The sequence below is a fragment of the Elizabethkingia argenteiflava genome (assembly GCF_009904105.1).
In the GTDB taxonomy this organism is placed as follows: domain Bacteria; phylum Bacteroidota; class Bacteroidia; order Flavobacteriales; family Weeksellaceae; genus Elizabethkingia; species Elizabethkingia argenteiflava.
Genome location: NZ_JAAABJ010000290.1, coordinates 1 through 11,141 on the forward strand (window position 1 = coordinate 1; position 11,141 = coordinate 11,141).

Annotated in this window: 18 protein-coding genes; 3 read left to right on the plus strand and 15 right to left on the minus strand. The window is 34.5% G+C overall.

Annotation, left to right across the window (positions count from 1 at the left end; all coding sequences use genetic code 11):
• Positions 1–255: 255 nt before the first annotated feature.
• The 15 genes from GNY06_RS02925 to GNY06_RS02995 form a co-directional block, all read right to left on the minus strand.
• Positions 256–633: a hypothetical protein gene (locus GNY06_RS02925; RefSeq protein WP_166518727.1), complete on the minus strand. Its 378-nt coding sequence runs from the start codon at positions 631–633 to the stop codon at positions 256–258.
• 30 nt (positions 634–663) lie between these two features.
• Entirely contained in the window at positions 664–1,563 is a 900-nt protein-coding gene (locus GNY06_RS02930; RefSeq protein WP_166518728.1) for a hypothetical protein, read from the minus strand.
• Complete coding sequence (locus GNY06_RS02935) at positions 1,551–2,627, minus strand: hypothetical protein (RefSeq protein WP_166518729.1); 1,077 nt, start codon at positions 2,625–2,627, stop codon at positions 1,551–1,553. Before GNY06_RS02935 ends, GNY06_RS02930 begins: the two co-directional genes overlap by 13 nt.
• Positions 2,615–3,241, minus strand: a complete 627-nt coding sequence (locus GNY06_RS02940; RefSeq protein ID WP_166518730.1) for a hypothetical protein — start codon at positions 3,239–3,241, stop codon at positions 2,615–2,617. The genes GNY06_RS02935 and GNY06_RS02940 overlap by 13 nt, the downstream gene beginning before the upstream one ends.
• A complete protein-coding gene (locus GNY06_RS02945) occupies positions 3,238–3,681 on the minus strand; it encodes a RusA family crossover junction endodeoxyribonuclease (protein ID WP_166518731.1) in 444 nt (147 codons plus the stop codon). The genes GNY06_RS02940 and GNY06_RS02945 overlap by 4 nt, the downstream gene beginning before the upstream one ends.
• Positions 3,678–4,496, minus strand: coding sequence for a P-loop NTPase family protein (locus GNY06_RS02950; protein ID WP_166518732.1), 819 nt, complete (start codon positions 4,494–4,496; stop codon positions 3,678–3,680). The genes GNY06_RS02945 and GNY06_RS02950 overlap by 4 nt, the downstream gene beginning before the upstream one ends.
• Positions 4,493–5,014, minus strand: coding sequence for a hypothetical protein (locus GNY06_RS02955; protein WP_166518733.1), 522 nt, complete (start codon positions 5,012–5,014; stop codon positions 4,493–4,495). The genes GNY06_RS02950 and GNY06_RS02955 overlap by 4 nt, the downstream gene beginning before the upstream one ends.
• Positions 4,980–5,918, minus strand: coding sequence for a DUF4373 domain-containing protein (locus tag GNY06_RS02960; protein ID WP_166518734.1), 939 nt, complete (start codon positions 5,916–5,918; stop codon positions 4,980–4,982). The genes GNY06_RS02955 and GNY06_RS02960 overlap by 35 nt, the downstream gene beginning before the upstream one ends.
• Before the next feature lie 35 nt (positions 5,919–5,953).
• Positions 5,954–6,202, minus strand: a complete 249-nt coding sequence (locus GNY06_RS02965; protein ID WP_166518735.1) for an Lrp/AsnC family transcriptional regulator — start codon at positions 6,200–6,202, stop codon at positions 5,954–5,956.
• A gap of 37 nt (positions 6,203–6,239) precedes the next feature.
• Positions 6,240–6,608: a DUF3127 domain-containing protein gene (locus tag GNY06_RS02970; RefSeq protein ID WP_166518736.1), complete on the minus strand. Its 369-nt coding sequence runs from the start codon at positions 6,606–6,608 to the stop codon at positions 6,240–6,242.
• A gap of 5 nt (positions 6,609–6,613) precedes the next feature.
• Positions 6,614–7,054: a recombination protein NinB gene (locus GNY06_RS02975; protein WP_166518737.1), complete on the minus strand. Its 441-nt coding sequence runs from the start codon at positions 7,052–7,054 to the stop codon at positions 6,614–6,616.
• Positions 7,051–7,494, minus strand: coding sequence for a hypothetical protein (locus GNY06_RS02980; protein ID WP_166518738.1), 444 nt, complete (start codon positions 7,492–7,494; stop codon positions 7,051–7,053). Before GNY06_RS02980 ends, GNY06_RS02975 begins: the two co-directional genes overlap by 4 nt.
• Before the next feature lie 2 nt (positions 7,495–7,496).
• Positions 7,497–8,042, minus strand: coding sequence for a hypothetical protein (locus GNY06_RS02985; RefSeq protein WP_166518739.1), 546 nt, complete (start codon positions 8,040–8,042; stop codon positions 7,497–7,499).
• 220 nt (positions 8,043–8,262) lie between these two features.
• A complete protein-coding gene (locus GNY06_RS02990) occupies positions 8,263–8,607 on the minus strand; it encodes a hypothetical protein (RefSeq protein WP_166518740.1) in 345 nt (114 codons plus the stop codon).
• 58 nt (positions 8,608–8,665) lie between these two features.
• Complete coding sequence (locus GNY06_RS02995) at positions 8,666–8,896, minus strand: hypothetical protein (protein ID WP_166518741.1); 231 nt, start codon at positions 8,894–8,896, stop codon at positions 8,666–8,668.
• 379 nt (positions 8,897–9,275) lie between these two features.
• Here GNY06_RS02995 and GNY06_RS03005 point away from each other — a divergent pair, with 379 nt between their 5' ends.
• The 3 genes from GNY06_RS03005 to GNY06_RS03015 all read left to right on the plus strand — a co-directional run bounded on the left by GNY06_RS03005 (position 9,276) and on the right by GNY06_RS03015 (position 10,931).
• Complete coding sequence (locus GNY06_RS03005; protein ID WP_262885030.1) at positions 9,276–9,983, plus strand: LexA family transcriptional regulator; 708 nt, start codon at positions 9,276–9,278, stop codon at positions 9,981–9,983.
• A gap of 189 nt (positions 9,984–10,172) precedes the next feature.
• Positions 10,173–10,622, plus strand: coding sequence for a hypothetical protein (locus GNY06_RS03010; protein WP_166518744.1), 450 nt, complete (start codon positions 10,173–10,175; stop codon positions 10,620–10,622).
• Positions 10,623–10,706: 84 nt separating this feature from the next.
• Positions 10,707–10,931 (plus strand): hypothetical protein, encoded by a 225-nt coding sequence (locus GNY06_RS03015; RefSeq protein WP_166518745.1) that lies wholly within the window; start codon positions 10,707–10,709, stop codon positions 10,929–10,931.
• Positions 10,932–11,141: the final 210 nt, after the last annotated feature.

The following is an 11,141-nucleotide window of genomic DNA, read 5'->3' on the forward strand; positions in this document are numbered from 1 at the left end:
TGTATGCCCCTTTTTCCTTTCATCCTCAATAATGGAATATGCTATCCTTACCAAAGGCTCTTCTTTATTGCCTTCGATAGATTTAAACAATCTGGTAAGTAGGGTTTGGTTCATTTATTTGGTATAATTTTATTATTTAAAAATCTGGTACCAGATTCATTTAAAACATGGTACTTTTTCACATCTTTCAAAGTCATTTCTAAACTGATTATATTAGATTTTTTATTGTACAAGCTGTAGCTTTGGATAGCTATTTTAAGAATAAAATACAGTATCCTCATCCGTAGGGATATCTATATTTGAATTGACTCTTTGCTTGTATTTTTTCAGTGCTAATATATATTTGTTAGTAGAAATATTATACTTAGCACATATATCTGATTTGCTTATACCAGATTCGAAATCGCTCCCTATTTGATAGAACTTAAACTTTCTATATTGAGATGGTGATTTTTTTACGATCTCTCGACGAAAATAGCTATCCTTAGCCGTCAGCTTTAATACTGGTTTTCCTTTATTTATTTTTTTTGCGAGCGTTAATACTTCTATTGCTTTTTGAAGCTCGGCGTTTTTATATTTTCTCCCAAATGCATCGACTATGTCTTGTATTTTTGATTTTCTTTTGGCTTTCATTGCTTGGATTTTATGAGTTTCTTCTGAGCATTAAGAGCTTTTACTGCTGGTCTCCCATTTTTCAAATTTTATGGTGTCAGATGCATAGTAAACTTTATTAGTTTCCAGAATTTTGTAAATAGCGTTGTCTTTTAAAACTACTTTAGATAGAGTGTTATAAGAAGTTACATATACATCGTCGTAAGCTTCTACGCTTGAATTGTTGTGAGCTCTTACGCTTGAATTGTTGTGAGCTCTTACGGTTGAATGACCCGAAGCTTCTACGCTTGAATTGTCGTACGCTTCTACAGTTACATTGTCGTACGCTCTTACGGTTGAATTGTACCGAGCTCTTACGGTTGAATTGTACCGAGCTATTACGGTTGATTTGTCGTAAGCTCTTACGTTTGCCTCTGTTAATGCTTCTACTCTTGCATAGTCGTAAGCTCTTACGGTTGCATTGTCGTAAGCTGTTACGGTTGCATCCCCAGATGCTTCTACGCTTGAATTGTTGTAAGCTTTTACTCTTGAATTGTCCCAAGCTTCTACAGTTACATGGTCCCGAGCTATTACGGTTGAATTGTCCCGAGCTATTACGGTTGATTTGTCGTAAGCTGTTACGGTTGAATTGTTGTGAGCTTCTACCGTTGAATTGTCACAAGCTGTTACGATTGCATCCCATGATGCTTTTACAGTTGCATTACCCGATGCTAATAGATACCCTTCGGATACGTTTACGTTTGCGTAAATTTTTGAAGCGTTAAAAAGTTTTTCGTATTTTTTAATTAGAGGTGCGTCAATTATCCCATGAATGCAACAATAATTAAAGTTGTTTTTAATAATAGTTAAAAGATCTTCTACGTTATTTGATGCATAGGCTTTTTTATACTCTGTTTCGCAGGCCTCAGCTTTACGTGCTCTTTCTAATATCTCTTCTTTTAGTTTTTCCATTTTTCAAATTTTATAGTTTCGGATGTAGAGTAAACTTTATTAGTTTCCAGAATTTTGTAAATAGCGCTGTCTTTTAAAACTACTTTAGGTATAGTATCCTTAGAAGTTACATATACATCGTCGTAAGTTTCTACAGTTACATCATTCCAAGCTTCTACAGTTACATTGTCCCGAGCTATTACGGTTGATTTGTCGTAAGCTCTTACGGTTGCATCCCATGATGCTGTTACTTTTGCATAGTTGCTCGCTATTACGGTTGAATGACCCGAAGCTTTTACTCTTGAATTGTCCCAAGCTCTTACGTTTGTATAGTTGTATGCTTCTACGCTTGAACTACCCGAGGCTTGTACGATTGAGCAGTTGTGCACTTCTACACTTGAATTGTCCCGAGCTCTTACGGTTGAATTGTCGTAAGCTCTTACGGTTGAATTGTCCCAAGCTTCTACAGTTACATTGTCACAAGCTCTTACGGTTGCCTCTGCTAATGCTTGTACGCTTGAATTGTCAAAAGCTGTTACGCTTGAATTGTCGTACGCTTCTACAGTTACATTGTCGTACGCTATTACGGTTGAATTGTACCGAGCTCTTACGGTTGAATTGTACCGAGCTCTTACGAATGAATTGTCGTAAGCTCTTACGGTTGCCTCTGCTAATGCTTGTACTCTTGCTTTGTCGTAAACTTTTACACTTGCATTGTCTCGCGCTATTACGCTTGAATTGTCAAAAGCTGTTACGATCGTATCGCCGAACGCATCTACTGTTGAATTATCCAAAGCTATTACGATTGCATTCCCAGATGCTTTTACAGTTGCGTTACCCGATGCTATTAAATATCCTTCTGATACGTTTACATTTGCGTAAATTTTTGAAGCGTTAAAAAGTGTTTCGTATTTTTTAATTAGGGGTACGTCAATTATTTCTATAAAACACCAAAAATGAAAATTGTTTTTAATAATAGTTAAAAGATCTTCTACGTTATTTGATGCATAGGCTTTTTTATAATCTGTTTCGCAGTCCTCAGCTTTACGTGCTCTTTCTAATATTTCTTCTTTTAGTTTTTCCATTTTTCAAATTTTATAGTTTCGGATGCATAGTAAACTTTATTAGTTTCCAGAACTCTGTAAATAGCGTTACCCTGTAAAACTACTTTAGGTATAATATCATTAGAAGTTACATATGCATAGCCCGATGCTTCTACGGTTGCATAGTTGAATGCTCTTACGGTTGCATTTCCGGAGGCTTCTACAGTTACATAGTCGTAAGCTTCGACGGTTGAATTGTGGTAAGCTTTTACAGTTGCATTGTCGCGCGATTGTACGCTTGAATTGTCGTAAGCTATTACGGTTGAATTATCCCAAGCCATTACGATTGCATCCCCTGATGCTTGTACGATTGAACTACCCGATGCTAATAGATACCCTTCGGATACATCTACGTTTGCGTAAATTTTTGAAGCGTTAAAAAGTTTTTCGTATTTTTTAATTAGAGGTGCGTCAATTATTCCATGAATGCAACAATAATTAAAGTTGTTTTTAATAATAGTTAAAAGATCTTCTACGTTATTTGCTTCGCAGGCTCTTTCATACCTTATTCGGAAGGTCTCAGCTTTACGTACTCTTTCTAATATTTCTTCTTTTAGTTTTTCCAATTCTTTTTCCATAATTCTTTTTCGTGTCATTTTTTATTTAATGCTTCAAATTCAAGCTCTATCCGAGGGATAAGCCCAAAAATCTTTTTACTCTCTACTTCTGAGATAATGGCGTCGTCGGTGAAAACAATTCCATTTAATGCGTCCATTGTACTTTTCATCAGGTTATCCGTTAAATCTGGCTTCGTTGTTTTATACATTACTACTCCTGTTGCTAAAGCGTTCATTTTGGCTTTTGAGAAGCTTTTCAACGGTGGAAATACAAACAGTACACGCACTTTTAAAGCTTCGCTAAAAGGTTTAAATCCCTTTGGTAGCTGAGTTTTTGCTGTGAAAGCTATTTTTTTTTCATTTTCTACCACTTCCTTTTTTTGGTAAGAGCGAACAAACACCTTATCTCTTGATTTCACCGCTCTAAAGCGTGCCGATTGTTTTGGTTGAGGCGTGCCCAAAATGGTGAGCTTAATCATAATAGTTTTGTGGTTTCAAAATATTCATTTTCTAAATCCGACAAATAAGGTATGCCTTGGTAGTCCTGAGTAATAGCAAACGGCTCGAACTCTATTCCTCTCATCATTTTAGGCGTTACGATACTCCTAGTATGGTCGTTTTGATCTTTTTTTATCTGGATAATGGTCTCACACATTTGCTCAAGGTTGGTTCCTAAATGTCCTCTTGCTTTTCCCCTGCTTCCCTCTGAGGAGTTTTCGTGTAAGACCAAACACAAATGGACGTTGTATTTTACTTTTAGCATAATCAGCCATTGCAGCAATTCAGCAGATTCGGTAGTATCGTTGAAGTCTACCAAAAAATGGACGATGTTATCCAGTATCATGAACCCACAATTTGGATTACTCTTCAAATGCTCTTCTACAAGGTATTTACGTTGACTTCTTTTTAATTCTGCCACGTTGTAGTAATCGATAGAGTACCCAGTTAATGCCTGAATGACTTTTGTGGCTCTATAGCTGTCATATAGAGATTGCTCGGTATCTACTATGGCGATTTCATTTCTCTCGTAATCGCTGTACATTTTAGTATTCTCTCCGCTTAAAATCGCCTGAACTATGGATTTTAAAAAAGTTGACTTTCGAGACTTCGCAAGACCAAACAACATGGAAATATTACCTTCTGTGAAAATATCGACGAACTTACCCTTTTGTTTTACCGAAAGAATGGGCGTAGGCTTCTCTATTTCAACATCCGGAGATATTTTAAATTCTGAGATGTTGATGATTTCTGCTTCTGCCTCTAGAGTGTTTTCTATTTTTAACGGTTCTATCATAATTGCTCAGAGATTTTAGATGTGGTTTTAAGACACTGAAATTTTACCAACCCATTGTTTAATTCTCGGATAAGTGGAAAGTTATTTTTAGCGATATCCAAAGTCTGATCCAGCAACTGCCTAACGTCGACACGGTTAACTCTTTTCTCTACAGGTATGCCATTTATCGCCTGATGCGCCCATATTTCTTGGGTTATTTCAAGAACGATATCTTCTTTGGGCTGTAGCTTCATGGATAATCTCTTGAGAATAAAGTCAGCGCCCGAAATATTAAAAACACCTTGCTTTTGGCTCCGTTCTCTCATCTTTATAGCCTCATTGTTTATATTCTCTACTTTCCAGTAGCAAAGAATATAGAACAACATTAGAGCATCCTCAAGCGCAGTATTTTTATAGCCCGTATTATAAAAATCTATCACCTGATTCAACGCTTCTAAATCGCTTGTGTTGATGTGGACAGGCTTTTTGTTTTTTACGGCAAATTCAAACCGGTTTTTTAGATAATTTATCGCTCTCATACTTTTTAAATTTTTCGATAGTCGTCCATACGTGGCGATTGAAATCCTGTTGTTTTTCTATCATTTCGTTTACCTGATCAACGATTAAATCAATATACTTTACCCCGTTCTTATCGCTATTCCTAAGAGCTTTAATGCTCTTTATGGTTTTGAACCAGAAATCTTTAAATCGCGTATCTTTTTCACTACACTTTTTAAAATACTCTAGGATCCCCACCAACCTTTCTTTGGGCTGATGGTCTACTTCAACGATGAGGCGTATCGTATCTACCCACTCGTTTACATCTGCTTTTAGCAGGTGTTTATGCTTAGGGTATTGCATAAACCACATTTTCCAAAATTTATAAGCTAAAAAGAAATAGCTTTTATTTCCGCTGAAAGACGCAATACTTTCGTTTAGGTTTTTAACCGAAACAAACAAATATTTATTAGTATTATTATACTTTACTTTACTTTGTGTACCAATGTTTACATTAATTGAATTAATGTTGACATTAATGGTATTTTTGTATTGTTCAATATTTATAAGTGAATATTCTTTGATTAAGGTGACTTGTAATCGTCGTGAAGCTGCTTCTAAAAATCTTTGCTGAATGGATGCACTGGTAAGTATGCGAAACTGATTAAACACGGACTCATCAAATAGTCCCCACTTAACCGATCTCTTAATAACTTCGTCGACTAAGCCAACAGATTCTTCTATCTTCTTAGCAAACAAAAGTCTTTCTACTTCGGTCCATTTATAATAATATCCTTCCTCGGCGTATATCTTGCAAAACAGCTTGATAATGATTCCAAATCCTTTTAATCCAAATTCTGCTTCAATTAATTGTATCTTGTCATCGGCTTCAATTTTGGTATCTAAGGGGAAATAATCTAGCCCCTTCTTTAGAGTTCTTGCCATTATTTATTATTAGCATATCGTATGTTTTATGAATTTTATAAAAGTTCCCATACCCCTACGGGGCGACTGGATACCTGGCATATTTTTATTTCCCCTGTGTAGCGAATCAGACCTTTTTTTTCTAATTCACTCAAACGCTTCCATACTTGGTCTTCTCTTAATCCACATGCTTGGGCGATCTCGCGAAAGCTTCCTTTTTTTATCTTTGTCAATCCAATTATTATTTTGGAATGAAAAGACGTCTTGTCTAGCAGCTCATGAGCTATTATACTGGTCTTTCTCATTTTAATATTTTTTTTGGTTTGTTTTTATTTATGGGCTTTAAAATGGTAAATCATCCTCGTATTCTATGAATGGTTGTCCTTCTTCTTTAGTGTTGCCCTTTTTGTTTTCAACTTTCTCCAACTTCCATACTTTTAAATTCTGAATATGCCCCTTACCCGTATTGTCTTTTTTTTCGTAAAACAGCCCTTGAGGTGAAAATGAAATGTTTACGGCATCTCCTTTTTTAATTGATTCTAAGGCGTCCAATACTGTTGAGCCTGTGGCTTGAAATTTTAGTATGTTTTCATAGGCTTCCCCCGTGTTCGGGTTGTATCTCTTGCAGTCCACAAAAAATTCTTGGATTGTAAAACCGCTGTCGAAAACCTTTTTTTCTTCTTTTCTGATTAATACTCCTCTTAATTCCATTTTTTCTATTTAAATAATTGTAATTCTTCTCCTGGCGAGGGGATGTCTATCTGTAAGAATTCAGCCCCAAATCTTTGAATTTCATTTATATAATCCGCGAATTCTGTTTTACTCATTTCAGAAGAACCTATATTTATGAGGGTCACTTCCCCAGTGTTTTTATTGACTATTTCTGTAGATCTTCCAAACTTGGGTAGTAATAGCTGATAATGTATTTCCTCGCTATTATATATCTCTCCTGTAGCATCCAAAAGCCCTTTTTTCAAGAGGGGAATAACAACACCCCAGTAATATTTGTTTTGTTGTAAACTTCTCTTGCTCTTCTCTCGCTCTAAAGTGATGGTAATGTTTTTACCTTCAAAAGAGTCTATAGCCTTTAATACCCATGTCCTGTTTCTTTTAAATCTTGAGTTCAAAATGCTTGTGGAAAGGCTTACTTTTTTCATCTTCTTACTGTTTCGGTCTTTATAAAGCTTGTTATATTAACCTCAGGCAATGGTATGATTTCTCCATTCTCATCAACGCTTACTCCTCTTTTCTCAACCATCTTTAACGCTAGCTTAGCCATATTTTCTAATTCTTTGCGCTTTTTTTCCAGATCAATCCATGTGGGAATATGTTTATATGAATAAGTGGTCTTTGTAGCTTTCGAAAAAACAAACCCTTTGTAACCCTCTTTTCCATACTGCTCGCTTTCATTAGTAATATTGTCTACATTTTCATTTAACCACGCTTTGTAAATATCCTGAAGAGCAGAAAGATGCTTTATTTCTTCGCTTAGAGATACCGCGAAATCTAAAAAGGACAATTCCCCCTGATCCACCTTTTCACAACCTTCGATAAATTCATCTCTATGCTTTTCGTATTCTTTTAGTGTTAAGCTCATTTTTAAGATGTTTTTGTCTTTACTTCTGCTTTCCAATCGAAACGTTTTACCCCGTTTTCATCTTTGCAGGCTAAACGAGCAAGCTTCCCACGTTCATCGAATTCGCTGTACCACTTCCATTCTTTTAACTTAAAATTATGTGTTGCTTTACCTATATTCTTGTCATATTCGATATCGTTTAACCTTACTATTATTTTGGGGTAATCATACAGTTCCCGCCCTATTCCCAGATTAAAACAGGCCCTTTTAAATGCATCGGAGCTTTGTCCTTTTTCTCTTTCTGAGGAGTTTCCTGTTCCACAATCCTGAACCCATACCCACTGCTGTAAATCTTTGTTCCATATGCCAACCGAACAAAATTCTTTTCCATTGATAAAATCATGCTTCCTCTGCCAATATCCTACACCATAGACAGCATCCAGTCTATTCATATCTGCACGGGCATCTTTATACACTAAAATGGTTGCATATCCTCCCTTATTGATATTGTGTATCCTAAAATCTATTTCATTAATCAACAAAGGGGTATTTAATTTTAGCTGTTCCATGTTTTTTACTTTAGTAATCTTTGAATTTTAAAATAATGGCTTCTATATCATCTGGGAGAGTTCCCCCCAGATCAGTGTACCAGTGTAGAAACTTCATAATCTCGCTCATATCCTATTTTTAAAGCGTTTCCTAATATTGCAAATAAGCTCACAGGCTTTCTATTCTTCATTATCCATTTTAGATTAAAGCGCGTGATCTTTCTTCTTTGTCTGATTTTATTTACCATAATCTTGAAGCTACATTTAGATACTCTTCGGTCTCTTGTATATCCCTGTAGTAATATTCATGGTATAAATATTCCTTCTCCTTTTCTGATATCCAATCGTCTATCAAAGCCGTTTGCTTATCGTTCAGCTTACATATTTTATCTCCACTGAATTCGAAAAAATACTCTCCTTTTTCATCTTTCCTTATGTAGAATTCATCTCCCAGATCGATAAAAAACCATGTGTCATTTAGGTCGTAATCGTAAAAATTTAAGCTGTTTAAATTCTGGATCGCTTTGTTAAATTCTTTCGCTTTAACGAATGTTGCTGTTTGTGTGTTTTTTTGTATATTTGCCATAGCAATTGAGTTTAACGTTTGTTAGACTTTTAGCCGTCTAGTTGCCCCTAGGCGGTTTTTATATTTTTACAGGTTTACCGTCAATTATTTTTATTCCTAGACGTGCATTCCTCTTACTTACCGCGGAAGAAGCCAAAACTGAAAGCTCTTGTTTTTTGATACTTTGCGAGTTGTCAATAATTTTTTTTAACGTATTTGCCTCTATCTTAGCCTCTTCCAAAGATTTCTCATTACGACGGATGCGTTGCTCTAAGGCTGAAAATCTTTTTAGTAAGTTTTTTGTTTTCATATTTATTATTGATTAGGCATCGTTTATATGAACTACAAATATTTCTTTGTTTGTCCATCCTGTGTGTCTTTTTATGACACTCAAAATGTTGATATCCATTATTCTGTTGTGTGAGCGCCTGTAAGCCAATGAGCGTACGCTATTCTCTCGTAACCCTGTTGCTTCCATTATTTTATCACGCAATGTGGGGTCAGCAAGTATTTTTTCAAATACTGCATCGCTTATTATCTTCTTTTTTCTTATTTTTACGTTTCTTGTATGCATATTGTGTATGCATATTGTGTATGCATTTTATAACAACACAAATATAGGTACAATGTATTTATATACAAAATATATAATAACACTTTTGTGTTAAATTTTTGTTAATTTTTTATAAATGATTGATATTAGGAAATTTAGAAAATCTAAAAATATGTCCAGAAAGGAATTTTCTGATAAACTTGCTATTTCTATACATACACTTGATGCATGGGAAAATGGTAAAAGAAATGTACCTACTTCTAAAGTATTGCTTATTCATGAACTATTTGGAAAAAGTACGTTAGTAGATGCTAAAAACAACTCTATTCGATCAGAATCTTCTATAATTAAAGAACCTGAAAGACAATTTAAATACGAAGTATATCCTGTTCCTTACGATGATTACATGATGGTTGAATATGCAGATATTACAACTGCGGCAGGTAGGCTAGGTGGAGAAAACCTAGCAAGTTTACCCGAAACTAAAAGAAGATTAGTACCTAAAGAATATGAAAAGGGTAACTATTTAGTTATTACCGTTCAGGGAGATTCAATGGATGATGGTTCTTCAATTTCAATTCCCAATGGTTCTGAAATATTAGTAAGAGAGTATATTAGAAACTTTGGAGAAAAGTTACCAATAAGAAATAACCTATTTGTAATTGTAACGAATAGTGGAACTGTATTTAAGCAAATAATAGAAGAAAATGATGAGGATAAATATCTTTTATGCCATTCATATAATCCAAAATATAAAGACTATAAGATTCCTTTTGAGGAAATAATACAAATATTCATTTTCAGAAAGATTGTATCCTTTAGACCATATATACCAGAATTTTAATTAAAATAATCATCATGAGCGAAAATGATAATAAGAAAATAAATCCTCTGTAAATGGTGTTAAGCTTGTAACATGCCACTCCTTTAACCCACAATGGGAAGATTACACAATACCTTTTGATGAAATCACACAAGTTTTTACAGTAGAAAAAAAAGTACGATCTACCATTAAATTTTAAAAATCACAACTATGAAAAAAATTATACTTTTTTTAATACCTCTTTTAATCTTCAATGCCTGTAGCAGAAATAACAACGATACAGAGGAGCATGAACTCGAAACAGCTATTAAAACCAATGATCTAATTGAGCATTTACGAGAAAAAAGAATAGCAAAGTTTTGCAAGTTTACTCTGCCTCCAGATAATATAACCCTGAAAGCAGAGCCAGGTGACGTGTACATCCAAGCTAAAGACGATATTATAGAGTTAAAATTATACGAGGTTACGTATAAAGGAAAAATAAAAGAGGCATATGAAGATTCAAGTTTTTATTTTGTTGACCAGAAAACGAAACAAAAAATTATGATATTTGATAGTTTTTCTAAAGACAAAAGGTGGATTGCTGTATACGACATAGAGAAGATAAAAACTAAAGAAAGGGAATATGGTTACTTTTATGGTCTAACCATTCATTTTTAACCCAATCGCTTAAAATTTACTTTTTATTACTTGTTTTATTTAGTTTAAATGCAATTATAAAGAATGTCAATAGTAGATAAAAAAATGTTAGAGTTCAGAACGATCTTAAAACAAACTGGGAGAATTAAATTCTACTACGAATTCAACGAAGCAATTGGTATCCAGAAAGACAACCTTACTAACATCAAAAATGGAACAAAAGACATTCATTTTACTGTCAAACATATAGAAAAAGCAGTAACTCATTTCGGCGCTAATCCTAACTTCTTGTTCGGGTTATCTGATAAAATATTCAGAGAAAAAGCTTAACAGAATCGGCAATCTAAGCCCGACATTTGAAATCTGAAAATATAGACCTAAAAAAGGTTTACTTTCGTGTTTGCTTAAGTGTTCACGTAAAAAAAAACACTCAAAATAAATATATAACCAATTGATAATCAAAGTATATTTTTAAACAACTCGCAGGATTCCTCTCTGTTAATCAGAGGGTCGCTGGTTCGAGCCCAGCAGGAGGAGCAA